We start from the raw sequence: 25,054 nt of genomic DNA on the forward strand, positions 1-25,054 counted from the left end.
CCACTGCCTTCTCGGGCGGATGGTGGTACAGGCCGACGACGTCGACGACCTTCGCGACGAACTGCGGGTCGGTGGAGAGTTTGAAGGCGTCCTGGCGCGGACTTGCGGCTGTCGCGCGGATGCACCGCGATGTTCATGGCGCCGGAACGAAGGACCGCCAGCCTCTCGGCCAGGACCTCCTCCAGCTCCTCGCGGGTGCGGCGCTCCATCAGCATGTCCCAGTGCGTACGCGCCGGCTTGCCCTTCTTCTCTTCGGGGCCGTCCCCGTCCACGAGGAGTGCCTGGGCGCCGCACGCCTTGCACTCCCACTCCGGCGGAATCTCCGCCTCGACCGAGAACGGCATCTCAAACCGATGTCCGTTCTGGCATGCGTACTCCACCGCCTGGCGCGGGGCCAGGTCGATGCCGCGGTCCGTCTCGTAGCTGGTAACCACAAGTCGCGTGCCGCGGAGAGCTCGCTCACTCATGAATCGTGCCTCCCGGGCTTGTCGCCCACAGGACAGGTGTCGCTGTCGTCGTCATCCGGTCAACGTCCGGTCGGCGGTAAAGATTCCCGTTCCGGGTCATGCGTCGCCCGTCGTGCCGCTGCTTTGCCATTGGTTGGGGTACCCACCAGTGCCCGGTTTGTCACATCTGACAGAAAGTGTCACCCACTGATTTCACTATTCCAGCACGCAGTAACGGTCCGCCTGGCAAGCCAAAGGCGTACACTACCGGCCTTTTACTCAGGCGTCTAAATCCGGTCGGGTACCGGGTTCCCCGCCGCGGCCACCGCACGCCTCACCGGAACCCTCGCGAGCAGCACGAATCCCAGTACGAAGAAGATCACCAAAGAGATGATCGCGTCCCGGTAGCTGCCCGTGAGCTGGAACGCCAGGCCGAACACCAGCGGTCCCAGCCAGCTCATGCCCCGGTCGCTCATCTCGTACGCCGAGAAGTACTCCGCCTCCTTGCCCCGCGGCACCAGGTGCGAGAACAGCGACCGCGACAGCGCCTGGCTGCCGCCCAGGACCAGCCCGATGCCCGCCGCCAGGCAGTAGAACCACACCGGCTCGCCCGCGGGCAGGAAGTATCCCGCGGCCAGGATCAGCGTCCAGACGGCCAGCGAGCCCAGGATCGTGCGCTGCGCGCCGTACGTACGGGCCAGCCGGCCCATGCCGAGCGCTCCCGCGATGGCGAGCACCTGCACCAGCAGCACCGCCGTGATCAGGGTGGTCTGGTCGAGGCCCAGCTCCTCGGAGCCGTAGACGGACGCCTGCGAGATCACCGTCTGCACGCCGTCGTTGTATACGAGATAGGCCAGCAGGAACGACAGCGTCAGGGGATGGCGGCGCATGTCGCGCAGCGTCGCCGTCAGCTGCCGCCAGCCCGAGCCGACCGCGCCCTCGCCGGACGTCGCGATGCTCCGGTCGCGCAGCCGCCGCAGCGGGATCAGCGTGAAGGCGCCCCACCACAGCCCCGCGGAGGCCAGACAGATGCGGACCGCGTCCCCCTCGGAGAGTCCGAAGGACTCGTGGCCGGAGTAGACGATCAGGTTCAGTACCAGGACCAGGGCCCCGGACGTGTAGCCGAAGGCCCAGCCGCGCGAGGACACCGCGTCGCGTTCGTCGGGCTCCGCGATCTGCGGCAGATAGGCGTTGTAGAGGACCATCGACACGGCCAGCGAGGCATTCGCGACGATCAGCAGGAAAGCGCCCAGCAGATAGCGGTCGCCGTCGAGGAAGAACATGCAGACGGTCGCCGTCGCCCCCACGTACGCGGCGACGGCGAGTAGCGGCTTCTTCCTGCCGCTGCGGTCCGCCGCCGCCCCCGCCAGCGGCATGATCAGGATGGCGAGCACCATCGAGACGGACACCGCGTACGGGAAGACGGAGCCGGCCCGCACCGGGATGCCCAGCGGGTGCACGAAGCCCTCCGCGTCGGCCGCCGCCTTCGCGACCGATGTCAGATAGGGCCCCAGGAACACCGTGAGGACGCTCGTCGAGTAGACGGAGCAGGCGAAGTCGTAGAAGTACCAGCCCCGTTGTTCGCGTCTGCGTTGCGCCGTCTGCTTGTCCCCGCCGGTGTCCCCGGTGCGGTCCGCGGTCTCCGCTGTCACCCCGCGCCCCCTCGCTCGTGCCGTCGCAAGAAGCGCCGGGTCACATCCACACGCCCCGGGCGGTCAGCACCGTGCGCAACGTCTCAAGATGATCGGTCATGATGCCGTCCACGCCAAGGTCCAGGAGAGCGGCCATCCGGTCGGCGTCGTTCACCGTCCACACATGGACCTGCAGCCCCCGCGCGTGAGCCGCCCGTACGAAGCGCCGGTCCACCACGCGTATGCCGCCCTGCGTCTCCGGCACCTGGGCGCACACCGCGCCGCTGCGGACCGCCGCCGGTATCCCGTACGAGCCGAGGCGCAGGCCGATCACGCCGCGCACCCCGTACGAGGTCGCCAGTCGCGGACCCGCGAGCCGCATCGCCCGGACGACCCGGCCCTCGGAGAACGAGCCGACGCACACCCGGTCCCAGGCGTCCGTCCGGCGGATCAGGTCGACCAGCGGCCCGAGGGCGGACTCCGCCTTGAGGTCCACGTTCCAGCGGGCCTCGGGGAACTCCTCCAGCAGCTCCTCGAACAGCGCCAGCGGCTCACGGCCCCCGACCCTCGCCCGCCGCACCTCGCTCCACGGCAGCGTCGCGATACGTCCCCGGGCGTCGGTCACCCGGTCCAGCGTCGTGTCGTGGAACGCGACCAGCCGGCCGTCCGCCGTGGTGTGCACATCGGTCTCGAAGTAGCGGTAACCGGCGTCGGCGGCCCGCCGGAAGGCCGCCGCGGTGTTCTCGATGCCGTCGGCCGCCCCGCCCCGGTGGGCGAAGGCGAGCGTCACGGGATGGTCCAGATAGGGATGGCGTATGCGCGTCACCGCCGCAGTATCGCCTGTACGGGTGACCCTCCGGCGACCACCGTGCTGCCTTTGTCCTTCTCCGGGACGTCGAAGACGCGCAGGAACAGCTGGGCCAGCGGCCCGATGGCCAGCGCGTAGGCCACCGTCCCGGCGCCGACCGAGCCGCCGAGCACGAAACCGGTCGCGACGACCGTCACCTCGAGCGCGGTGCGCACCAGCCGGATCGACCGGCCCGTCAGCCGGTGCAGGCCGGTCATCAGGCCGTCCCTGGGGCCCGGGCCGAAGCGGGCCGCGATGTAGAGGCCCGTGGCCATGCCGTTGATCACGATCGCGCCCGCCATCAGCGGAATCTGCCCGCCGAGCCCGTCCACCCGCGGGACGATCGCCAGGGTGGCGTCCATCGCGAGGCCGATGACGAACACGTTCGACACGGTCCCGAGCCCGGGCCGCTGGCGGATCGGTATCCAGAGCAGCAGCACCACCGCCCCGACGATGATCGACACCACGCCGATGGTCAGCCCGGTCAGCTCCGCCAGGCCCTGATGCAGCACGCCCCAGGGTTCGAGGCCGAGCCCGGCGCGCACCAGCAGCGCCGAGCTCACTCCGTACAGCGCGAGGCCGACGTACAGCTGCAGCAGCCTGCGGGTGAGATACGCGGACACGATTCCGCCCCCTTGTGGTGTCGGTGGACTGATGCATGACACTCTGTGGCTACGGAACGATCGCCAGCCATGGCCAATTCGAGGAAGGTGGACTGACTTTCATGACGCAGTGGACCTCTGCGGTGGGTGCGGCCCAACTCGCCCGGCAGCTCACCTCCCAGCAGCCGCGCCCCGCCGGACCGGGCACCCGCAAGCCGCCCGCCTACCGGGCGCTCGCCGACGGCATCCGGCTGCTCGTCCTGGAAGGCCGCGTCCCCGTGGCGGCCCGGCTCCCCGCCGAGCGCGAACTGGCGCTCTCGCTGTCCGTTAGCCGCACCACCGTCGCCGCGGCCTACGAGGCGCTGCGCACCGAAGGTTTCCTCGAGTCCCGCCGGGGAGCGGGCAGCTGGACCGCCGTCCCCGCGGGAAACCCGCTGCCCGCCCGCGGCCTCGAACCCCTGCCGCCCGAGTCCCTCGGCTCCATGATCGACCTCGGCTGCGCCGCGCTGCCGGCGCCCGAGCCGTGGCTCACCCGCGCCGTCCAGGGCGCCCTCGAAGAACTGCCGCCGTACGCCCACACCCACGGCGACTACCCGGCCGGTCTGCCCGCCCTGCGTCAGATGCTCGCCGACCGCTACACCGAGCGCGGCATCCCGACCATGCCGGAACAGATCATGGTCACCACCGGGGCGATGGGCGCGATCGACGCGATCTGTCATCTCTTCGCCGGCCGCGGCGAGCGCATCGCGGTCGAGTCCCCCTCGTACGCCAACATCCTCCAGCTGATGCGGGAGGCCGGCGCGCGGCTCGTGCCCGTCGCCATGGCCGAGGGCCTGACCGGCTGGGACCTGAACCGCTGGCGCCAGGTCCTGCGGGACTCCGCGCCCCGCCTCGCGTACGTCGTCGCCGACTTCCACAACCCGACCGGCGCGCTCGCCGACGAGCCCCAGCGCCGCGCCCTGGTGGAGGCGGCCCGCTCGGCCGGCACGGTGCTCGTCGTCGACGAGACCATGTCGGAACTGCACCTCGACCCCGGCCTGGACATGCCGCGCCCCGTCTGCGCGTTCGACCCCGCCGGGTCGACCGTGCTGACCGTCGGCTCCGCGAGCAAGGCGTTCTGGGCCGGTATGCGGATCGGCTGGGTCCGCGCGGCCCCGGACGTGATCCGCTCGCTCGTCGCCGCCCGGGCCTACGCGGACCTGGGCACCCCCGTGCTCGAACAGCTGGCGATCAACTGGCTGATGCGGACGGGCGGCTGGGACGAGGCGGTCGCGATCCGCCGCGAGCAGGCCCGCGGAAACCGGGACGCGCTGGTCGCCGCGGTGTGCCGGGAGCTGCCGGACTGGGAGTTCGACGTCCCCGGCGGCGGTCTCACCCTCTGGGTCCGTACCGGCGGCCTCTCCGGCTCACGTCTCGCGGAGGTCGGCGAGCGGGTCGGGGTCCGGGTGCCGTCCGGGCCGCGCTTCGGCGTGGACGGCGCGTTCGAGGGGTACGTGCGCCTGCCGTTCACCGTGGGCGGCCCGGTGGCCGACGAGGCCGCGGCCCGGCTGGCGGCGGCGGCGCGCCTCGTCTCCACGGGTGCGTCGACGGGTGCGGAAACCCCCCGCACCTTCGTGGCGTAAGCGGGCTACGCCTGGACCGTCGGCGGAGTGAGCGGCTTCGCCGGGATCCCCTGCGGCGGCGCGACCGGGGCAGGGGCGTCGGGGCCGGGCGGCAGCAGGGCCAGGACCGCGCGGCGGTGGGCCTCCGTCGTCGCGTCGTCGAACGGGTCGGGCGTGGCCGGGACCTGGAGGCGCAGGACCGGCCCCGTGCCGAGCCGTGCGTACCCCCGGCCAGGGGGGACGGCGGTCGTCGGCGTCGTGCTCGGCGCCGTGCCCAGCACCGCCGCCACGTCCGTGAAGTCGGCCGCGCCGAGCACCACCCGGGCGCGGGTGTGCGTCCACACCGTCTCGGTCAGGGCGCCGAGGCTGTCGTACTGCTCGGCCACGACGACGGTGACATGGGCCGCGCGCCCGTGGCGCAGCGGCACGGAGAGCATCTCCTGCGGGTCGCGGCGGCCGTCGGCGGCGGCCAGATGCCCGAAGACGCTGGGCCGGTCCACCAGAATCCACAGCGGCCGCCTGGTGTCGTAGGGCGCGGGCTGCCCCGCCTGCCGTGCGCGGTTGGCGGCGATGAGGCGCCGTTCCGTCTCCTGGGCGGCCCACTCCAGGCTGGAGAGCGCGCCGGCCAGTCCGCACTCGACGGCCAGGACGCCGCTGCGGCCGGTCAGGCAGGCGTACTCGCCGGTCCCGCTGCCCTCCACGACGAGGACGTCCCCGTGCTGCAGCGCCTGGAGAGCGATGGAGCGCAGCAGGGTCGTGGTGCCGCTGCCGGGTTCGCCGACGGCGAGCAGGTGCGGCTCGGTGGAACGGGGCCCGGTGCGCCAGACGACCGGGGGCGCCTGGGTGGTCTCGCCGTCGAGGGTCACCGGCACCGTGCGCTGGACCGCGTCGGCGTCGGTGAAGCCCAGCACGGTCTCACCGGGGACGGTGACGAAGCGCTGGGCGGCGATGGCGGTGGACAGGGCGGGCAGCACGCTCATGACGAGCACGTTGCCCTCCTCGTCCCAGGTGAAGAGGTACTCGCGGCCGCGCCCGGACTTCGCGTGCAGCAGCTGCTCGATCCGGGACCTGGCGGCGGCCTCGCCGTCGGTGAAGTACGCCGGGTACGCGATGCGCAGCCGGGTGAGCCGGCCGTCGCCGTCGAACGCGTACTCGCTGAAGGCCTTGCTCCACTCCCCGCCGTGGGCGTACAGCGGGGCCGGGTCCTCGGGGACGGAGAAGTACGGGACGAGCGCCTCGTAGAGCGCCTTGAGGCGTGCGGCCTCCGCCTCGCCGGGCCCGGTGCGGACCGGCGTACGGACGCGTCCCTGCCACGCGGCCGCGGCCATCACCGTGATCAGGGCCATCAGGGGCCCGTACGGGACGACCGCGACCGCGAAGACGCACAGGGCGACGAGGAACAGGGTCGGACCACGCCGCTCCTTGGGGGTCGCCGCCCATTTCTGCCGGCCCGTCGCGGCCAGCTTCCGCAGGCCGCGGGAGACCGTGATCAGTGGATGGAGGACGTCGGTGGCGCTGTCGGCGGCCGTGCGCGCGATCTCGCGGCTGCGGGCGATCTGCGCGCCACCGCTGGTCAGGATGCGGGGGAGTGGACGCCGGGCCACATCGTCTCCTTGAGTGCTGAAGGGGCAGGCGGTCAGAACTTGATCCCGCCCAGCAGACCGGCCAGGCTCGTCGTGCCCGCCGTGATGCTGGGCGCGATCGCCGTGCCCGCGAGGAAGAAGCCGAACAGCGCGGAGACGAATGCGTGCGACGCCTTCAGGCCGTCCTTCCGGAAGAAGAGGAAGACGATGATGCCGAGGAGCACGACGCCGGACATGGACAGAATCATGAGGTTCTCCTGGGTGAGGGGACAGTCACCATCAGTTCTCCCAGGCTTACCGAAAGTATCAATGCGATAAAAGGTGCAAACGAGTGAAATTCTTGGCATTTCACTGCACTGGCGGACCACCGGTCGTTGCCCGGCGGGCAAAGGGCAGGGCGGCGCGTCACAGTGCCTCCGCGCCCTGATCCCTTGCCGCCACCACCGGGCGCCATGTCGGACGCGGGGCCAGTACCCTGTCGATTCACTCGTACGGCTCTCCCGCCGTGCGCCCAGGTCAAGCGTGTGAAAGGCGGTACACCCCGATGAGTGAGGTCCCGGACTCCGAGGTGATCGAACTCGCGACCAAGGTCTTCGACCTGGCGCGTCAGGGGGAGACCGAGGCGCTGGCCGCATACGTCGACGCAGGCGTCCCGGCCAACCTCACCAACGACAAGGGCGACACACTCGTCATGCTCGCCGCCTACCACGGCCACGCCGCCGCGGTGGAGACGCTGCTGGCCCGCGGCGCGGAGCCGGACCGGGCCAACGACCGCGGGCAGACGCCGCTCGCCGGCGCGGTCTTCAAGGGCGAGGACGCCGTGATCCGCGTCCTCCTCGCCGGCGGCGCCGACCCCGACGCGGGAACCCCGTCCGCCGCGGATACGGCCCGGATGTTCGGGAAGACAGAACTCCTGGAGCTGTTCGAGAGCCGCTGAGCGGCCCGCGGGCAGCGCCGAGGACGTCGCCACGGGGGGCGCCGTAAATGTGGTCGCGGTGGCGAAATGGGTGGGTCATCATCATGACGTCAGCCCCATCCCGGACGACATCAACCGGGAGTTTCCCCTGGGGCCACCGAAGAGAGGCAGAGGAAGATGCTCTACACCAAGCGGAAGACGCGTATGACGACGGGCGGCCCTACATGCTGCTGCGCGGCCTAGGCACTCCACTTCCCGGTCGCGTCGACAGCTTGATGTGAGGCACTCCCCATGTTCGAACCAGTCATAGCGCCGAGCGGCACCCTGCTCGGTCTGCTGCAGAGAGGCCGCGGCGACGGCACGCTGCACGCGCTCGCCGCTCCCCGTGCCGAAGCGCTCGCCGCCCTCAACCACTGCGTCCGGAGCGACCCCCGCCACGACTGGCAGGTCGAGAACCGCTCCCTCTACTACGCACGCCTCTACCTCGATCTCCACGGCAGTCTCGAGGAGATCGAACGGCACCTGTGCGACATCGACGACCACCTCGACACCGAGGAGGTCCGCACCGGTCTCGCCCTCGCCGTACTCGGACACCTGGCCTCCTACGGCAGGGGCGACGCACTCGCCCTGCTGCGGCGGTACGCGGCGAACGGCGCCAACTGGGCCTGGGCGCTCGACGAACTCGCCCTGCGCGACGACGACGCCGGCCTGCGCGCCCTCGCCGCCCCGGTGCTCGCCAGATTCCCCGCCACCGCGGAGGGCGACGCCGAACTCGCCGCCGCCATGCGCGAGTCCTTCGAGCCCCGGCCCTGGCGGCTGTGGGCCGAGGACCCGCGCGACACCGTCGGCGCCAGGGTCAGGGCCGCGCAGGAAGCGGGGTCCTTCGACCGCTGGCAGCGCCAGATGCGCCCCTCCGGGCCCCGCCCCGGCTGGAGCGTCCAGGCGGTCCTCGACTGGGCCGACCAGGGCCTCGAGCGCGGCAGCGCCCTCCATGTCCCGGCCGCCCGCTGTCTGACCGCGGTGGCCGGCCCCGAGGACCGCGCCGCCATCGTCGAGGCCGCCCGCGGCGGCCCCGACGGCGCCCGCTGCGCCGCCCTGCACTACCTCGCCGAGTCGCGCGACCCCGTCGTCCTCGACCTGGTCGAGGCCGCGGTGGCCGCCGGGTCCCGGACCGTCGCCGAGGCCGCCGTCGCCGCGTTCGAGCGGATGTGCGGCGAAGAGGCCACCGACCGGGCGCGGAGCTGGGTGCACCGCCCCGACGAACTCGGCGCGTCCGCGGCCGGCGTGCTCGCCTGCCGCGGCGGCGCCGGCGACGCGCAGCTCGTGCTCGGCGCCCTGCGCGAAGCCGTCCGCGCGGACGGACCCGACGCGCCCCGGCTGTGGACCCTTGTCGACGGCGCCGGACGCCTCGGCATCGGCTGCGCCGCCCCCGTGCTGCGCCACGTCTACCGGGAGACCGCCTCCTCGCATCTGCGGGGCCGCGCCGCCCGGGCACTGGCCGCCACCGACCCGTCCTTCGCCAACGGCTTCGCCGTCGAATGCCTGTGGGACTGCGAGGAGACCACCAGAGAAGTCGCCGCGCTGCACGCGGAGACGGGCGACGTGCGCGTCGCCGAGCGGCTGCGCCGGCTGGCCGCCGACCCCGCGGAGGAGGCCGAGGTGCAGACCGCCGTACGGAGCCGCATCGGGCCCGACAGGCCCGCTGTGTGATGTCCCGGACGCCCGGGAGGCGCCCCCGGACGCCTCCCGGGGCGTTCGGCGACGGTTGGGGGCGGTTGACGACGATTGGCGCCCGCCCCGGCCACAAACGCTCACGGGACGTTCCGCAGCCGGAAAGATCCACGTTGGCGCAGCCACTTCGGGCGGGACGACAACACGGGTATGCGTGTCGTCATCGTCACCGAGTCCTTTCCGCCCGACGTCAATGGTGTGGCGCACTGCGCCCAGCAGACCGCCCGGCATCTCGCCGACCGCGGTCACCAGCCGCTCGTCATCGCCCCGGCGGCCGCCGGGGCGGACAGCAGTGACGCCGCCGCCCCCTGCCCGGTCGTGCGCGTCCCCTCCCTGCCGCTGCCCGGCTATCCGCAGGTGCGCGTCGCACTCCCCAGTCGCCGGGTCGCGGCGGCGATCGCCGCGCACCGTGCCGACCTCGTCCATCTGGCCGGGCCCTTCGTACTGGGAGTGCGCGGCATGGCCGCCGCCTCGCGGCTCGGGCTGCCGGCCGTCGCCGTCTACCAGACCGACCTGGCCGGCTACGCCCGTACCTACGTCGGCGCGGGAGAAGGCACCGCGTGGCGCCGTCTGCGGGCCGTGCACGGTGCCGCCGACCGCACCCTCGCCCCGTCCACCGCCGCCATGCGCGACCTCGAGGAGCACGGGGTCGAACGTGTACGGCTGTGGCCGCGCGGCGTGGAGACCACCCGCTTCCGGCCCGGGCTGCGCGACGAGGAACTGCGCCGCAGCCTCGCGCCCGGCGGCGAACTGATCGTCGGGTACGTCGGCCGGCTCGCCCCCGAGAAGCACGTCGAACTGCTCGCCGGGGTCTGCGGGCTGCCCGGCGTCCGAGTGGTCGTCGTCGGGGACGGGCCCAGCGAGACGTCGCTGCGGACGGCCCTGCCCGGCGCCGTCTTCCTCGGCCGCAGGACCGGCGACGACCTCGCCCGGATCTTCGCCTCGCTCGACGTCTTCGCCCACACCGGCCCGTACGAGACCTTCTGCCAGACCGTCCAGGAGGCGATGGCCAGCGGGCTGCCGTTGATCGCGCCGGCCGCCGGCGGCCCCCTCGACCTCGTCGACCACCGCCGCACCGGGCTGCTCGTCGAACCCCACAGCGCCGACGCCGTACGCTCCGCCGTCGCCACGCTCGCCGGGGACCCCGCGCTGCGCCGGGCGTACGGGCAGGCCGGGCTCGCCGCCGTCGAGGGCCGGACCTGGACCGCGGTGGGGGACATGCTGCTGGACCACTACGCCGACGTACTCGGCACCCGTACGGCGGTGGCCGCGTGACCGGGGAGCGGGGGCTGCGCATCGTACGGCTGGCGAACTTCGTCACCCCCTCGTCCGGCGGGCTGCGCACCGCGCTCGCCGAGCTGGGGCGCGGCTACCTGGCCGCGGGCCACGAGCCGGTGCTCGTCGTGCCCGGCGAGGTCGAGAGCGACCGGCTCACCGACCAGGGGCGCGTCATCACCCTGCCCGGCCCGGAGATCGTCGGGACCGGCGGCTACCGGGTGCTCGCGAGGCGGCGGCCGCTGCGGCAGCTGCTCGAAGACCTGGCGCCCGACCGGCTCGAGGTCTCCGACCGCACCACCCTGCGGTGGACCGGCGAATGGGCACGCCGGCGGCGGATCCCGGCGGTGATGGTCTCGCACGAGACGGCGGACGGCGTCCTGCGCACCTGGGGCGTCCCCGAGCAGGCCGCCGCGCGGGCGGCGGACCGCCTCAACCGCCGCAGCGCCTGGGCGTACGCGCGGATCGTGTGCACGACGGAGTGGGCCGAGCGGGAGTTCGTACGCATCGGGGCGCAGAACGTCGTACGCGCCCCGCTCGGCGTCGACCTGCGGCGCTGCCGGCCGGGCCGGCGCAGCACGGTGCTGCGGGCCCGGCAGGCCGCCGGCGCGGACGTGCTCCTGCTGCTCTGCTCGCGCCTGTCGGTGGAGAAACGTCCCGGGACGGCCCTCGACGCGCTCGCCGCACTGCGGGAACAGGGCCTGCGGGTCTCGCTGGTGGTCGCCGGGGACGGGCCGCTGAAGCCCTCGCTCGTCCGCCGTGCGCGCGAGGAACGGCTGCCCGTCCAGTTCCTCGGCCACGTCCCCGACCGCGAGGCCCTCGCCGACCTCCAGGCGGCGGCCGACGTGTGTCTGGCGCCCGGGCCCGCGGAGACCTTCGGGCTCTCCGCCCTGGAGGCGCTGGCCTGCGGCACGCCGGTGGTCGCCAGCGCGTCCTCGGCGCTGCCGGAGGTCGTGGGCGACGCGGGCGTGGCCGTGGCGGACACGGGGGAGGACTTCGCCCGAGGCGTACGGGACCTGCTCGCGCGCCCGGAACCCGCCTGTCGCGAGGCGGCCCGCGCCCGGGCCGAACTCTTCGACTGGCGCCGCTCGGTGACGGCGTTCCTCGCGGCCCACGAGGCCGCCCTCCCGGTCTCGGGCCGCGCCGCGGACAGCGGGGGCCGCTGATGTGCTCCGGGACGGGCGCCGCCGGGGTTGCCGTGCCGTCGGAAGCGGCCGGTCCCCTTTCCGCGCCCGGTGGGATCGTCCGGAGGGCGGGGCAGGCGCGTCCCGCAGGGCCCGGCGCCCGAAACGGCCCGGTGCCGTTGCGGTTCGTCGCGCTCGGGGACTCGCTCACCACCGGGGTCGGTGACCCGGTCGAGGGCGGGTGGCGGGGGTGGGCCGCGCTGCTCGCGCGTGGGGTCGGGGCCCCGGACGCGCCCGTCGAGTTCCGGAACCTCGCCGTCAGCGGAGCCCTCGGCAGGGACGTCGCCGAGAGCCAGCTGCCCGCCGCGCTCGCCTTCGAGCCGGACATCGCGTCCGTCGTCGTCGGCGTCACGGCCCGGTGCTGAGCGGGTCGGCGGACCTGGGTCAGCGCGAACCGGACCGGCTGGGCCGACCCGTCGCGACGGGACCGGCCGGGCGGTGGCGTCGCCCGCAGGGGCGTTTCCCGGGCCGGCCACCAGGTCCCGGGGGCCGGGCCGGGTCGGCAGGTCAGCGCGGGGTCCGCTCTGGGTCCGTTTCGACCGTTGTCGGTGCGAGGACCTAATCTGTGCTCCGTGACTTCGCCTGCCCCGACGGACACTGTTCCGCCCCAGCTCAGCGCGGCGCCGCGCCCAGCCCAGGGCCCGGCCGCCGACGAAGGGCTCGCGCGGCGGCTCCGCGCGCTCGCGTGCACCGCGCCGCTGCACGATCTGGACGTGCGCAAGGCGAATCTCGCGGGGGAGTACTCGGTCTACGCCATGGCGGAGGTCGCGCTCGCGGCGATCGACCTCGTCACGCTGAACATGGACTTCGACACCGGCGCCGACCACGACCAGATAGTGGCCCGTCTGCTGCCGCGCGTGGCCGCCCAGGCCCCCCGGCGGCCCGCCGCCGAGCACGAGCGCGTGGCCCGCTGGGTGCTGGAGAACCTGATCAACGTCGGCAGCGTCGACCGCGGGTTCCGCGCGGTCTACGGCACCTTCGGCACGGACGGCGTCTACACCCGCCGGGACTACGACTTCAAGCTCGTCGAGGAGGTGCCGGGCTACGACGGCACCGTCTACCTGCGCACCACCGACGAAGCGGTCAACGTACTGGTCGGAGCGCTCGACACCGACGTGACCAGCGCGCAGATCGCGGCCGAGGTGAAGCTGGAGGTCCTCATCAACCGCGGCCGCCTCGCCGACGCGCAACTCGCCGCAGAGCAGGCCCGCTACCGGACCGTGCAGTACTCGGAGACCCTGCGCAGGACGCTGGAGGCCACCCGGCGCAACGTGCGGGCCGTGGACTGGCTCCACACCGTCCCCGACATGATCGCCGAGGCGCTCGACCACGTCGCCGACCGCTACCGCCACGAGAACGCGATCCTCACCAACATCCGCCGGGCCCGCGACGAGGCCGAGGACCCGGAGCACAAGCGGCGCGCCGCCGAGCTCGTCGACATCGTCAAGGACTGCATCCGGCGACACACCCAGCTCCAGTCCCGGCTGCTGGAGGCCGGGCCGCTGTTCCGGGCCGAGCAGGACCGCCAGGCGTTCGCCCGGCCCACCGCCCGCACCGGGCTCGACCTGTACGGACAGCTGCTGGCGCCGCTGCTGCCGCTGCCCGTCGAGTCGGCGATCAGCGTCACGGACGCGTTCTTCGCCCGTGGCACCGGACTGCGCACGCCGCCCTCGGTCCGGGTCGGTGACCTGGTCGACCTGCTGCTGACCCCGCCCGCGGAGCGCGAGCACCTCGGGGCGGAGATGCCGGAGCCGGACCTGATCGCCACCCCCGACGACAGCCGCTTCAGCGAGGAGCAGCTCGCGAGCGCCATGGAGCTGCTGGACCTGGAGCACGACGCACCCCGCCGGCTCTCCGGCCTGCTCGCGGAGGCACGCGGCCGCGACCCGGAGCTGCCGTATCTGGTGGCGCTGCTCGCCGTCCACGCGGCGAGCCCGCCGGTCGGCACCGCCTACCGGCAGGGCGAGCAGCGGCTGTTGTTCGCCGTCGACGACGGCACCGAGCTGGACGACCCGGAGTTCGGCGGCGCCGACCTGATAGTCGGCACGGCGCTCCTCGACGCGGCGGGCATGGCGGCGGCCCGCTCGGAGGCCTCATGACCCGGCCCGCCCACCACCGCCGCACGTACCCGCACCACCCCGCCAGCAAGGAGCCCACCCCGTGAGCGACCACCACGCCGAGCCCGGCGCCGCGTGGAGCGAGCCGGTCGCCCCGCAGGGCCCGCCGGCCGGTCCCGTCTCCGCCGCCCCCGGTGGCGCCGTCACGCCCGCCGACGCGGCCGACGCCGCCCGCCTGGTCTCCTTCGGCCTGCAGCCCAAGCTGCTCCCGGCGCGCGACGCCGAGTACGCCGAACTGCTGCGCCGCTACCGCGAGGACACCGCCTTCGCGCGCCTCGCCGACGCCGTCGCCACCGGCCTCGGCCTGATCGTCCTCGAAGTCTCCCCCCGGGCCGGCATGGCCGTGACCGCCGGCGAGGACTCGGTCTTCGCCGTCCGCATGGGCGACTACGCCCGACGGGCCTCCGCCGACTCCGCGGACCGCTTCCTGCACGGGCTCGCCCATCTCGCCGTCGCCGCCATGGCCTTCCCCCGCCCCGAGGACCTCGCCGACGACGGGTACGTGGGCCGGATCACCGTCAACGGCGTCGACGCCTTCGTACGCCAGGCGTGCCGCCGCCTCGAGGAGCGCGCGGACGAGCAGGGCGAGAACACCGACCCGGCCAGTGACGCCCCCGGTCTGGAGGCCGCCTGGCGGGTGTACACGCGCCGCAGCGCGGCCGGTGCGACCAAGGACGCCCGCCGTCTCGCCGGGTCCACGACCGGCATCGTCGGCAAGGCGGTCGCCTTCCTCACCGACTCCGGCTTCCTCCAGCGGACCGGCGACGACGCCGGCGGCGCGTACCGCACCACGGCTCGCTACCAGCTCCAGGTCCGTGACATGGCGGGCAGCGCCGCGATGGCCGAGCTGCTGGAGCTCGGCGTCGTCCCGGTCAGCGACGGCACGGCGACGCTCGTCGCCCCGCCGGACGGCGACGACCTCGAGCTGGCGGCCGACGCCGGCCTGCCCTTCCACGCGTAACCGCTCAACACGCGTCACCGCACAGCACTCGCGCAACCGCTCAACACGCACCACCGACGCACACGCGCCATCGACGAAACCGAGAGTCCGCCGCCATGTACGAGTTGTCCCGGGTCCGCCTGTACTCCATCGGTCCTGCCGGTGCGCGCTACGCCGACACCGTGCTCGACCTGCGTGGAGTCGGCGAGCCCGTGCCCGACCCCGCCCCCATGCAGGCGGAGTTCTTCGAGGAGGAGCCGGTCGGCCCGCCGCGCCGCCCGGCGCCCGCGGGCGTGCTCTTCCTGGAGAACGGCGGAGGCAAGTCGGTCCTGCTCAAGCTGATCTTCTCGGTGATGCTGCCCGGCCACCGCAACACCCTCGGCGGGGCGAGCTCCGGAGTGCTGCGCAAGTTCCTCCTCGCCGACGACTGCGGACATGTCGCGCTGGAGTGGCAGCACACGCTCACGGGCGAGCTGGTCGTGGTCGGCAAGGTCAGCGAGTGGCGGGGCCGCCAGGTGTCGAACGATCCGCGGAAGTTCGCCGAGGCGTGGTACTCGTTCCGACCCGGTCCGGGCCTCGGCCTGGACTCGCTGCCCGTCGCCGAGTCGACCGCCGTGCGCCCGCTCGTCGAGGGTGCCTCCGGCGCCCAGGGACGCCGCCGCACCATGAAGGGCTTCCGCGACGCGCTCACCGAGGCCGGCAAGGCGTATCCGCACCTCGAGGTGTACTGGGAGGAGATCCACGACCGCTGGAACGAGCACCTGGGCGACCTCGGCCTCGACCCCGAACTCTTCCGCTACCAGCGTGAGATGAACGCCGACGAGGGTGAGGCGGCCGGCCTCTTCGCGGTGAAGAAGGACTCCGACTTCACCGATCTGCTGCTGCGGGCCGTCACCGACACCCGCGACACGGACGGCCTCGCCGACCTCGTCAGCGGCTTCGGCAACAAGCTGGGCCGCCGCGCCGAACTCACCGCCGAACGCGACTTCACCGCCGGGTCCGTCGATCTCCTCGGCCGCATCGTCGAGGCCGCGGCCACCAGGGCCCGGGCGCGCGACGTCCACGCCGGCGCCGAGCGCCGCACCCGCACCCTCGCGCACCGGCTGTCCGCCCGCGCCGCGGAGGAGCGGTCCCGGGCCGCCGAGCTCGCCGAGCAGGTCACCGCCGCCGCGCACACGGTCACCGAAGCCGAACAGGCGCGCGGCAGCAGTTCCCTGGTCGCCGCGGAACTGGCCTTCCGGCACGCCTCCCTGGCACTGGCCGCCGCGGAGAAGGGCGCGGCGGCCAGGCGCCGGGAGCTGATCGACGCCCGTACGCTGCACTCCGCCTGGCTGGCCGCAGAAGCCGTGCTGCGCCACCGCGCGGCCGCCGACCGCTCCGCCCGCGTCGCCGCGGCGATCCGCGAGGCGGAGCGCGACGCCGCCCCCGCGCTCGCCGCCCGCGCGAAGGCCGCCGGCGACCTGGTGCGCGCCCTGCACACGGCGGCAGAGGACGGCGAGCGCGTCGCCAACGAGGAGGAGGAGCGGTCCCGCGCGCTCCAGGAGACGGCCGAGACCGCCCACCGCGACGCGACCGCCGCCGCGACCGAGGCGCAGCGCGCCCGCAGCGAGATCGGCCACCTGCGCCAGCGGCTCAGCGAGGTCGAACAGGAGACCGCCGAGGCCGTACGGGCCGGATGGCTCGACGACACCGCCCCCGACGCCGACCCGGCGCGCGCCGCGCTGGCGGCGAGTGACGCAGAGAAGGCGGCCGTCGCCGCATGGGACGAGGCCCGCGGGGCGGCCAGGACCACGGCGGACCGTGCGAAGGAGACGGCGGCGGCGGAGAGCCGCGCCGAACTGGCCGCGGCCCGCGCGGCGGACGCGGCGCAGGCCGCGGAGCACGCGTTCGAGGCGGAGCGCCGCGCCGCCGAGTCCATCGCGGCGGACGAACGCCTCGCGGACCTGCTGAGCCTCGCCCCACAGGCCCCGACCGCGGCGGTCCCGTCCCCGCGCAGCGGCGCGCCGGAACCGCAGCACGGAGCAGCCGGTCCCGCCGCGGCAGGTTCCCGTGACCAGACGCTGCGCGCCGCGGCCGGCCCCCTCAGCGTCGAGGAACTCGACGGTTTCGCCGACGAGTTGCGCGAACTGATCGACCGGTCCGTCTCCTCCGCCGAGCGGCAGCTCTTCGACCTGCGCACCGCCGCCGCCGACGACGCCCGCATCCTCGGCGCCCTCGGCGACGGAGGTCTGCTGCCCCCGGGCCCCGACGTCCTGGCCACCGTCGAGTACCTGGGCGAGCACGGCATCCCCGCCCTGCCCGGCTGGCGCTATCTCGCGCAGTCCGTCGACCCCGCCGACCACGCCGCCGTCCTCGCCGCGCGGCCCGAACTGGTCGACGGTGTGGTGATCACCGACCCTGCCTCGCATCTGCGGGCGCGCGAGGTGCTCGCGGGCGCGGCCCTGCTGCCGCGCTCCGCCGTGGCCGTGGGAACCGCGGCCGCCCTGCTCGCCCCGGTTCCGCGGCCCGGAGCGGACGATGACGAGGGCGTGTTCCTGGTCCCGCCGAACCCGGCGATGCACGACGAGCACGCCGCGGACGAGGAGCGCCACGCGCTGCGCGCCAGGGCGGCCGCGCGGGACGAGGACATCCGTGCGCTCGCCGCCCGCCTCGCCGCCGACCGGGCCATCGGGGCCCGCCTCGGAGCGTGGCGCGCGGACTGCCCGCAGGGGATGCTCGCCGAGCTCGCGGAAGGCGCCCGCAGCGCCCGCGCGGCCGCCGAGGAGGCGGCGGAGGCGCTCGCCGAGGCCCGTACCGCCCGTGCCGAGGCCGACGAGGCGGCCGCCGACGCCGCCCGCGTCCGTGACGAGCGGCAGGACGCCGCGCAGCGCGCCCGCCGGGCCGCCGACGCCCTCGCGGGCCTCGCCTTCCGGCTGCGCGAGCGGGCCGGCTGGCAGGTGAAGCTCCGCGAACTGGCCGACGAGGCCGCCGAGTCGGAGGCCCGTGCCGCGAGCTGCCTGGAGCGCGCCAGGGCCGCCGACGAGGACCGCCGCGCCGCCCAGCGCGCGGGGGACGACGCCCGCCGCACGGCCCGCGCCCTGCGCGCCGAGCGCGCCGAGATCGCCGGAGCGCCCGAGACCCTCCCCGAGCAGGACCCCGACGCGCCCCGCTCCTCGCTGCCCGCCCTGCGGGAGGCGTACCGCGCGGCGTCCCAGCTCTACGAGAAGGTCGGCGTCGGCGCCGACCTGCGCGCCGAGCAGGCCCGCGCGGAGAGCGACGAGAGCGCCGCGCTCGCGGAGCTCGACCGGCTCACCAACAAGGTCCGCACCCGCGCGGCGCAGCTCCTGGAGGAGACGGACGGCGCCGACGGACCCTCCCGCCAGGCCGCCGCGGTCCGGGCCGAGTCGCTGGTGCAGATGCTGGAGACGCGCACCTCGGAGGCGAGCGAGAAGCTGGGCCGCCTGCGCGGCGAGGCCGAACGCCTCGCGCCCGCCGACGGCGAGGCCCACACCGAACTGCCCGACGAGCTGGTCCCCGTGGACGCCGAGCACGCCCAGGCCCTGCTGCGCACGGCCACCGGCGAACTCGCCGCCTGCACCGACACCCTGGAGGCGGCCCGCGCCGCCCACGCCGGGATGCTCCACTCCCACCGGGCCTCCCAGGACGCGGCGGGCGGTTTCGAGGAGACGGCCACGCTCCTGCGGGACCTGCTGCGAGACCACCACGAGGACGAGGCGCCGCAGCCCCCGGAGCCGTATTCCGGCACGCTGGAGGAGGCCAGGCACTCCGCCGCGGAGGCGCGCCGCTCGCTGCGCGCCTGCGCCGGCGAGCTGTCGGCCGCGGAGTCGGCCGTACGGGAGGCGAGCGACGTCCTCGTACGGCACGCCAACTCCACCCGCTACGAGCAGGTGCGCACGCCGGCCCGCCAGCAGATCCGCGAACTCCCGGCGGCCGCGCTGCCGGAGCACGCGGCGAAGTGGGCGGAGGCGTTCGCGCCCCGGCTGCGGGTGCTCACCGACGAGCTGGAGCAGTTGGAGCGCAACCGCGACACCATCGTGGACCGGTTGCGCGGCCTCGTGGAATCGGCGCTCGCGACGCTCCGCTCCGCGCAGCGGCTCTCCCGGCTGCCGGACGGGCTCGGCGAGTGGTCGGGGCAGGAGTTCCTGCGCATCCGTTTCGACGAACCCGACCAGGCGACGCTGTCCGAGCGGCTCGGCGAGGTCGTCGACGAGGCGACCCGCGCGGCCGTGAAGAAGAACTCCGACCTGCGCAGGGACGGCATGTCGCTGCTGCTGCGCGGAGTGCAGGCGGCCCTCGAACCGCGGGGCGTGGCCGTGGAGATCCTCAAGCCGGACGCGGTGCTGCGGGCCGAGCGGGTGCCGGTCGGTCAGATGGGCGACGTCTTCTCCGGCGGCCAGCTGCTGACCGCGGCGATCGCCCTGTACTGCACGATGGCCGCGCTGCGCAGCAACGACCGGGGCCGCGACAGGCACCGGCACGCCGGGACGCTCTTCCTCGACAACCCGATCGGCCGGGCGAACGCCACGTATCTCCTCGAGCTCCAGCGCGCGGTGTCCGACGCGCTGGGCGTGCAACTGCTCTACACCACGGGCCTGTTCGACACGACGGCGCTGGCGGAGTTCCCGCTGGTGATCCGGCTGCGCAACGACGCGGACCTGAGGGCGGGCCTGAAGTACATCAGCGTCGAGGAGCACCTGCGCCCCGGTCTGCCGCAGGCCGACCCCGGGGGCGCGACGGTGCACGGAGAGATCACCGCGACGCGCATGTTCAAGCGGACGCCGCTGCCCGAGCAGCCGACGGAGGAACCGGCCCCGGAGCCGTCGCGGACCGCCACCGACCGACTGGAGTGACCCGCCCGCGCGTGGGGGCGGCTACGCGGTACGGACGCGGCGAAGCAGGCCGACCAGCGCTCCGCGCGCGGGCGTTACGCCTGCGAGAGCCTGCCGCCGCCGCGCCGCCGTATCCGTGAGGTCCCGCGGGCGGCGGCGCGGGCCGCCCGGCGGGCGCGGCGGCGCTCCCGCCGCAGCGCGCGGGCGGTGCTGCTCGGCACCGACACCACGCCGTTGCGCTGGTTCCAGACCTGGCGGGTGACCCACACGTCCAGCACGGCCCAGGTGGCGACGACCGTGCTGCCCACCGAGCTGAGCACCAACGGGAACGCCGGCCACGCCCCGGCGAGCGTGAAGAGCAGCGCGGTCATTCCCTGGATCATCGTCAGGGAGATGATGATCACCGCGCGGACGGCCGCCGTGCGGACGGGGTCGGCCATGCGCCGTCTGGTCGCCGGCTCCTCGACCCAGAGCTGCTGGCGCGGCTCCGGCTCGTCGAACCCGAGCTGCTGCCGCGGCACATACACGTCGTCCACCGTCGGCGCCGTCTCACGACGCTCTTCCGTGTCCATGGATCGTGTCACTCCCCACCTCTGTCCCGACTTAACGGTGGGTGCCCGGATTCTGCCGCCCTACTCCGACCGCCGCACATCCGCGGCACACGCCGCACGGCCTCCGGCTCCGCGTGACGACGGCCGGAACCGATGCGTGCGGCGACCGCGAAGCCCGGGCGCCCCCGCTCAGCATGACGAACGACCAGGGGTGATGATTCCCGGGCAGCGAAGAGTTCCAGCCATCTGCCCCGGTCCGAACAGGAGCAGGCCGCCGCCGGTGCCCGGCGCGGCCGGGAACGCCATCTCCGTGAATACCGGGACATCCCGCGATCGGACGGTGCCACGGCGGCCGAAAACCGTCCGGACGAGTCTTCGAGTTGGCAGTGTGACAGTAGTAGGCTCACGCCGTTTGCTGACGGAACACCACCCGCACGGTGCGGGGTCGACCAGGGGGAGGCCATGCGCTTTCGCGGGAAGTCCATCCGCCGGAAGATCGTGGCGCTGCTGCTCGTTCCGCTGGTCTCGCTCACGGCCCTCTGGGGATTCGCCACCGTACTGACCGGTCGGGAGGCGAACCAGCTCCTCGAAACGGCCTCCGTGGCCGAGCAGGTCGGGAAGCCCGTCGTGGACAGCGTCGGCGTCATCCAGGAAGAGCGCCGGCAGACGCTCGTCTATCTCGCCGACCGCCGCGCCGCCGACGCGCTGCCCGCACTGCGCAACCGCCGCGCGGCCACCGACCAGGCCCTGGCTGACATCCGGGACAACGCCCTGAAATCGTCGGTAAGAAGCGACATGACACCGCAGTCGCTCGACCGGCTCACCGCGCTGATCGACGCGTTCGACGGCATCGGCGTACTCCGCCGGTCCGTGGACACGAACACCATCACCCGCCCGCAGGTGCTGGAATTCTTCAACCGGATCATCGACCCCTCGCACGGCTTCCTGCTGTCGCTGCACGCCATCGACGACGTCGAGCTGGAACGCCAGGGCCGCGCGCTCGTCGGCCTGTCCCGCGCCCGCGAGATGCTCGCCCGCGAGGACGCCCTGATCGCCTCCTCGCTGACGGCGCGGAAGGTGTCCGCGGGGGAGATCCGCGAGCTCGCCGACCACGCGGCGCACCGGCAGATCCACTACGAGACCAACCTCGAAATGCTGCCCGCCAAGGACCGCGAGCGCTTCGAGGAGTACTGGGGCAGCCCGGAGACCGCGCCACTGCGCGAGGCCGAGGAGCGCCTGATCGCCGCCGGCCCCGCCGACGGGCTCCCCGCCTCCGAGGCCGAACGCTGGCAGCAGGCCGCCACCCCGGTCCTCGACAACCTCGACCGGGAGGCCGCGGAGGCCCGCGACCGCTACCAGGACCGCGTCGAACCCGCCGCGTACGGCGTCCTCGTCAAGGCCGGCGTGGCAGGCGTCCTCGGCTTCCTCGCGCTGCTCGTCTCCGTCATCGTCTCCGTACGCATCGGCCGCGACCTGATCCGCGACCTGTCCCGGCTGCGCAAGGAGGCCCACGAGGTCTCCGGCGTACGGCTGCCCAGCGTGATGCGCCGCCTCGCCGCCGGGGAACACGTCGACGTCGAGACCGAGGCGCCGCGCCTCGAGTACGACAAGGACGAGATCGGGCAGGCCGGGCAGGCGCTCAACACCCTCCAGCGGGCGGCCGTCGAGGCCGCCGTGCGCCAGGCGGACATGCGCCGCGGCGTCTCCGAGGTGTTCGTCAACCTCGCCCGCCGCAACCAGGTCCTGCTCCACCGCCAGCTGTCCCTCCTCGACACCATGGAGCGGCGCACGGAGGACACCGAGGAACTGGCCGACCTGTTCCGCCTCGACCACCTCACCACCCGGATGCGGCGGCACGCGGAGGGCCTGGTGATCCTCTCGGGCGCCGCCCCCTCACGGCAGTGGCGCAAGCCCATCCAGCTGATGGACGTCGTGCGCGCCGCGGTCGCCGAGGTGGAGGACTACGAGCGCATCGAGGTGCGCAGGCTGCCGAGGATCGGCGTGGGCGGCCCCGCGGTCGCCGACCTGACCCACCTCATAGCCGAACTCCTCGAGAACGCCACGGTGTTCTCGCCCCCGCACACCGGAGTGCAGGTCCTCGGCGAGCGGGTCGCCAACGGCTTCACCCTGGAGATCCACGACCGCGGTCTCGGCATGGCGGCCGACGCCCTCCTCGAGGCGAATCTGCGGCTCGCGGAGACCCCCGAGTTCGAACTCTCCGACACCGACCGGCTAGGCCTCTTCGTCGTCAGCCGCCTCGCGCAGCGCCAGAACGTACGGGTGTCGCTCCAGCAGTCCCCGTACGGCGGCACCACCGCCGTGGTCTTCATACCGGCGGCCCTGCTCACGGAGGCGCCGGAGACCCAGGGCGCCGGCTTCCGGCTGGACCGCAAGAGCGAGAGCGCCGCCGGCCGGCGCGACGGCCGGCAGACGGCCCTGTCGCAGCGGCACAGCGGCCTGAACGGCGCCGCACTCCTCGACGGACCGGTCGAACTGGAAGCCCCGGTCGAGGCGTTGGGCCTCGACGAGCGCGACCGCGCGCTGCTGGGGGACGACCGGTCCCTGACCGGCGACCCGGACCGCCTCGCCGACCTGGACGACGGCGACAGCGAGCGGGGCGGCATCTTCCGCTCCCGCCGGCGTGAGCGCCGCGGCGACGGCACCGGCCACCAGCAGGCGTCCGAGCAGCCGCGGGAACACCGCGCGGCGGGACCGGTGCCGCTGCCGAGGCGCCGCCCGCCGACGCTCGTCGCCGACCACGGCCGACGGGTCGACGAACGCGGCGCCGGCGGCCGCAGCCACCCGGCCGCGGACCCGGGCCTTCCCGTGGAGCCGACGCCGTTCGCCCGGCCGCCGCTCACGGCCGCCCCCACGCCGCTGACCTCCGAGCGCCGCGACCGGTCCAGGACCGGGCGGCAGGCCGACGCGGCGCCCGTGCCGCCGTCCCAGGACAACCGGACCCGGCCGGCCGGACGGCGCGACGACGGCCCCGCACCCGACGCGGCGCCGCTCCTCGACGAACTGCCCCGCCGGGTACGGCAGGCCAGCCTCGCGCCCCAGCTCAGGGCGCAGGAACCCGCGCAGCCCGCCGCCGGTGACGCGGCGCGTGAACCGGAGCGGGACGCCGAAGAGGTGCGCAACCGCATGGCCTCCATGCAGCGCGGCTGGCAGCGCGGCCGCCGCCGCAACGCCGAGGACGCCGCCGCAGAGCAGGCCGACGACCAGACCGGCGACGGCCGGACCGTACCAGGATCGACATCTGAGGGGGACGGTCGATGACCGCACCGCACGCCGCAGCACCCGACGCCACCGGCGCCCAGCGCACGGGCGGGCTCAACTGGCTCCTCGATGAGCTGGTGGACCGCGTCGCCACCATCAGGAAGGCCCTCGTCCTCTCCAGCGACGGCCTGGCCACCGGCGCCTCACGGGAGCTCACCCGTGAGGACAGCGAGCACCTGGCCGCCGTGGCCTCCGGCTTCCACAGCCTCGCCAAGGGCGTCGGCCGCCACTTCGAGGCCGGCCAGGTCCGGCAGACCGTCGTCGAGCTCGACGAGGCGTTCCTGTTCGTCACCGCCGCCGGCGACGGCAGCTGCCTGGCGGTGCTGGCCGACGCCGACTCGGACGTGGGCCAGGTCGCCTACGAGATGACGCTGATGGTCAAGCGCGTCGGAGCCCACCTCGTCACGGCGCCCCGGACCGGACCGGCCGCCGGAGGGTGAGGGCCGGCCATGAGTGACTCAGTCCGGCACAGTCGCAGGTCGCACCACTGGATCGACGCCGACGCGGGGCCGGTGGTGCGCCCGTACGCCATGACCCGCGGCCGTACGAGCCACGCCGGCCGCCACCGGCTGGACCTGATCGCCCTGGTCGTGCCCGAGCCCGCGGTCGACGATCCGGGCCGCGACCAGACGCTCTCGCCGGAACACGTCGAGATCGTCGAACGCTGCGGCGACGTCCCCCAGTCCATCGCCGAACTCGCCGCCGGGCTCGACCTGCCGGTCGGTGTGGTCCGCGTCCTCGTCGGAGACCTCGTCGACGACGCACTCGTACATGTAACCCGTCCCGTACCTCCGGCGGAACTGCCGGACGTGAGCATTCTCCGCGAGGTGATCAATGGTCTTCGGGCGCTCTAGCCGCCGCAAGGCGCCGATCGAGCCGGTCACTCTGAAGATCCTGGTGGCAGGTGGCTTCGGTGTCGGCAAGACCACCCTGGTGGGCGCGGTCAGCGAGATCAGGCCGCTGCGGACGGAGGAGAGACTCACCGAGGCGGGCCGGCCGGTCGACGACATCGCCGGTGTCGAGGCCAAGACGACCACCACGGTCGCCATGGACTTCGGCCGCATCACCCTCCGCGAGGACCTGGTCCTGTACCTCTTCGGCACCCCGGGACAGGACCGCTTCTGGTTCCTGTGGGACGAGCTGGCGCAGGGGGCGCTCGGCGCCGTCGTGCTTGCGGACACCCGCCGCCTGGACGACTGCTTCGCCGGCATCGACTACTTCGAACGCCGCGGCATCCCGTTCGCCGTCGCGGTCAACTCCTTCGAGGGGGCGAAGCGGTATCCGGCCGAGACCGTGCGCGCCGCGCTCGACCTCGACCCCGAGGTGCCGGTCCTGATCGGCGACGCGCGGGAGCGGGAGTCCGTCAAGGACATCCTCGTCGCGGTCGTCGAACACGCGCTGGTCCGCGCGGACCAGGTGCGGGAGCCCGCCGTCACCTGAGCCGCCCGCGCCTTTGGAGCGGACACGGCCCGTACCCCCACCGACAGGGGTACGGGCCGTGGGCCTCATGGGGCGCGCGAGG

At 74.1% G+C, this 25,054-nt stretch carries 18 protein-coding genes and 2 pseudogenes; 13 read left to right on the top strand and 7 right to left on the bottom strand.

What is annotated here, in order from left to right:
* Nucleotides 1-95: 95 nt before the first annotated feature.
* From ACWD01_RS33795 to yczE, 4 genes and pseudogenes are all read right to left on the bottom strand, one after another.
* Nucleotides 96-467, bottom strand: a pseudogene (locus ACWD01_RS33795) (RNA polymerase-binding protein RbpA); the annotation flags it as partial.
* A gap of 266 nt (nucleotides 468-733) precedes the next feature.
* Nucleotides 734-2,098, bottom strand: a complete 1,365-nt coding sequence (locus tag ACWD01_RS33800) for an MFS transporter (protein WP_451167327.1) — start codon at nucleotides 2,096-2,098, stop codon at nucleotides 734-736.
* 40 nt (nucleotides 2,099-2,138) lie between these two features.
* A complete protein-coding gene (locus tag ACWD01_RS33805; protein WP_451167329.1) occupies nucleotides 2,139-2,903 on the bottom strand; it encodes a glycerophosphodiester phosphodiesterase family protein in 765 nt (254 codons plus the stop codon).
* Entirely contained in the window at nucleotides 2,900-3,580 is a 681-nt protein-coding gene (gene yczE, locus ACWD01_RS33810; protein ID WP_451167376.1) for a membrane protein YczE, read from the bottom strand. Before yczE ends, ACWD01_RS33805 begins: the two co-directional genes overlap by 4 nt.
* 68 nt (nucleotides 3,581-3,648) lie before the next feature.
* Between yczE and ACWD01_RS33815 the strand changes: the two genes are divergently transcribed.
* Nucleotides 3,649-5,148 carry an SCO1417 family MocR-like transcription factor gene (locus ACWD01_RS33815; RefSeq protein WP_451167330.1) on the top strand — a complete coding sequence of 500 codons (1,500 nt, stop codon included), beginning with the start codon at nucleotides 3,649-3,651 and terminating at the stop codon, nucleotides 5,146-5,148.
* Between the two features lie 5 nt (nucleotides 5,149-5,153).
* Here the strand turns inward: ACWD01_RS33815 and ACWD01_RS33820 are convergent, their stop codons facing one another.
* Both ACWD01_RS33820 and ACWD01_RS33825 read right to left on the bottom strand, forming a co-directional pair.
* Nucleotides 5,154-6,731 (bottom strand): hypothetical protein, encoded by a 1,578-nt coding sequence (locus ACWD01_RS33820; RefSeq protein WP_451167332.1) that lies wholly within the window; start codon nucleotides 6,729-6,731, stop codon nucleotides 5,154-5,156.
* A gap of 32 nt (nucleotides 6,732-6,763) precedes the next feature.
* Entirely contained in the window at nucleotides 6,764-6,958 is a 195-nt protein-coding gene (locus ACWD01_RS33825; protein WP_147990831.1) for a hypothetical protein, read from the bottom strand.
* Nucleotides 6,959-7,254: 296 nt separating this feature from the next.
* On the opposite strand from ACWD01_RS33825, the gene ACWD01_RS33830 reads away from it, so the two are divergent.
* The 8 genes and pseudogenes from ACWD01_RS33830 (at nucleotide 7,255) to ACWD01_RS33865 (ending at nucleotide 19,723) form a co-directional block, all read left to right on the top strand.
* Nucleotides 7,255-7,647 carry an ankyrin repeat domain-containing protein gene (locus ACWD01_RS33830; protein ID WP_451167334.1) on the top strand — a complete coding sequence of 131 codons (393 nt, stop codon included), beginning with the start codon at nucleotides 7,255-7,257 and terminating at the stop codon, nucleotides 7,645-7,647.
* Nucleotides 7,648-7,917: 270 nt separating this feature from the next.
* Nucleotides 7,918-9,336 (top strand): HEAT repeat domain-containing protein, encoded by a 1,419-nt coding sequence (locus ACWD01_RS33835; RefSeq protein WP_451167335.1) that lies wholly within the window; start codon nucleotides 7,918-7,920, stop codon nucleotides 9,334-9,336.
* 171 nt (nucleotides 9,337-9,507) lie between these two features.
* The gene (locus tag ACWD01_RS33840; protein ID WP_451167337.1) at nucleotides 9,508-10,632 is read left to right on the top strand and encodes a glycosyltransferase family 4 protein; all 1,125 of its coding nucleotides are present in this window, start codon (nucleotides 9,508-9,510) and stop codon (nucleotides 10,630-10,632) included.
* Nucleotides 10,629-11,798, top strand: a complete 1,170-nt coding sequence (locus tag ACWD01_RS33845) for a glycosyltransferase (RefSeq protein WP_451167338.1) — start codon at nucleotides 10,629-10,631, stop codon at nucleotides 11,796-11,798. The genes ACWD01_RS33840 and ACWD01_RS33845 overlap by 4 nt, the downstream gene beginning before the upstream one ends.
* A 137-nt stretch (nucleotides 11,799-11,935) precedes the next feature.
* Nucleotides 11,936-12,178, top strand: a pseudogene (locus ACWD01_RS33850) (GDSL-type esterase/lipase family protein); the annotation flags it as partial.
* 210 nt (nucleotides 12,179-12,388) lie between these two features.
* Entirely contained in the window at nucleotides 12,389-13,915 is a 1,527-nt protein-coding gene (locus ACWD01_RS33855; protein ID WP_451167340.1) for a hypothetical protein, read from the top strand.
* Nucleotides 13,916-13,976: 61 nt separating this feature from the next.
* Nucleotides 13,977-14,894 carry a hypothetical protein gene (locus ACWD01_RS33860; protein WP_451167342.1) on the top strand — a complete coding sequence of 306 codons (918 nt, stop codon included), beginning with the start codon at nucleotides 13,977-13,979 and terminating at the stop codon, nucleotides 14,892-14,894.
* Between the two features lie 95 nt (nucleotides 14,895-14,989).
* Nucleotides 14,990-19,723, top strand: a complete 4,734-nt coding sequence (locus ACWD01_RS33865; protein WP_451167344.1) for a hypothetical protein — start codon at nucleotides 14,990-14,992, stop codon at nucleotides 19,721-19,723.
* Nucleotides 19,724-19,797: 74 nt separating this feature from the next.
* Here the strand turns inward: ACWD01_RS33865 and ACWD01_RS33870 are convergent, their stop codons facing one another.
* A complete protein-coding gene (locus ACWD01_RS33870) occupies nucleotides 19,798-20,274 on the bottom strand; it encodes a hypothetical protein (RefSeq protein WP_451167346.1) in 477 nt (158 codons plus the stop codon).
* A gap of 441 nt (nucleotides 20,275-20,715) precedes the next feature.
* On the opposite strand from ACWD01_RS33870, the gene ACWD01_RS33875 reads away from it, so the two are divergent.
* From ACWD01_RS33875 to ACWD01_RS33890, 4 genes are read left to right on the top strand one after another with little or no spacing between them, the layout of a single operon-like run.
* Entirely contained in the window at nucleotides 20,716-23,532 is a 2,817-nt protein-coding gene (locus tag ACWD01_RS33875) for a nitrate- and nitrite sensing domain-containing protein (RefSeq protein WP_451167347.1), read from the top strand.
* Nucleotides 23,529-23,972 (top strand): roadblock/LC7 domain-containing protein, encoded by a 444-nt coding sequence (locus tag ACWD01_RS33880; protein ID WP_451167349.1) that lies wholly within the window; start codon nucleotides 23,529-23,531, stop codon nucleotides 23,970-23,972. Before ACWD01_RS33875 ends, ACWD01_RS33880 begins: the two co-directional genes overlap by 4 nt.
* 9 nt (nucleotides 23,973-23,981) lie before the next feature.
* A complete protein-coding gene (locus tag ACWD01_RS33885) occupies nucleotides 23,982-24,386 on the top strand; it encodes a DUF742 domain-containing protein (protein ID WP_356899363.1) in 405 nt (134 codons plus the stop codon).
* Nucleotides 24,367-24,972 carry a GTP-binding protein gene (locus tag ACWD01_RS33890; protein ID WP_451167351.1) on the top strand — a complete coding sequence of 202 codons (606 nt, stop codon included), beginning with the start codon at nucleotides 24,367-24,369 and terminating at the stop codon, nucleotides 24,970-24,972. The genes ACWD01_RS33885 and ACWD01_RS33890 overlap by 20 nt, the downstream gene beginning before the upstream one ends.
* Nucleotides 24,973-25,054: the final 82 nt, after the last annotated feature.

This window comes from Streptomyces sp. NPDC002835, from assembly GCF_053591995.1.

Coding starts and splice junctions, on each gene's coding strand:
- ACWD01_RS33815 (WP_451167330.1), top strand. CDS start 3,649: ATGACGCAGTGGACCTCTGCGGTGGGTGCGGCCCAACTCGCCCGGCAG.
- ACWD01_RS33825 (WP_147990831.1), bottom strand. CDS start 6,958: ATGATTCTGTCCATGTCCGGCGTCGTGCTCCTCGGCATCATCGTCTTC.
- ACWD01_RS33830 (WP_451167334.1), top strand. CDS start 7,255: ATGAGTGAGGTCCCGGACTCCGAGGTGATCGAACTCGCGACCAAGGTC.
- ACWD01_RS33835 (WP_451167335.1), top strand. CDS start 7,918: ATGTTCGAACCAGTCATAGCGCCGAGCGGCACCCTGCTCGGTCTGCTG.
- ACWD01_RS33840 (WP_451167337.1), top strand. CDS start 9,508: ATGCGTGTCGTCATCGTCACCGAGTCCTTTCCGCCCGACGTCAATGGT.
- ACWD01_RS33865 (WP_451167344.1), top strand. CDS start 14,990: ATGTACGAGTTGTCCCGGGTCCGCCTGTACTCCATCGGTCCTGCCGGT.
- ACWD01_RS33870 (WP_451167346.1), bottom strand. CDS start 20,274: ATGGACACGGAAGAGCGTCGTGAGACGGCGCCGACGGTGGACGACGTG.
- ACWD01_RS33875 (WP_451167347.1), top strand. CDS start 20,716: ATGCGCTTTCGCGGGAAGTCCATCCGCCGGAAGATCGTGGCGCTGCTG.
- ACWD01_RS33880 (WP_451167349.1), top strand. CDS start 23,529: ATGACCGCACCGCACGCCGCAGCACCCGACGCCACCGGCGCCCAGCGC.
- ACWD01_RS33885 (WP_356899363.1), top strand. CDS start 23,982: ATGAGTGACTCAGTCCGGCACAGTCGCAGGTCGCACCACTGGATCGAC.
- ACWD01_RS33890 (WP_451167351.1), top strand. CDS start 24,367: ATGGTCTTCGGGCGCTCTAGCCGCCGCAAGGCGCCGATCGAGCCGGTC.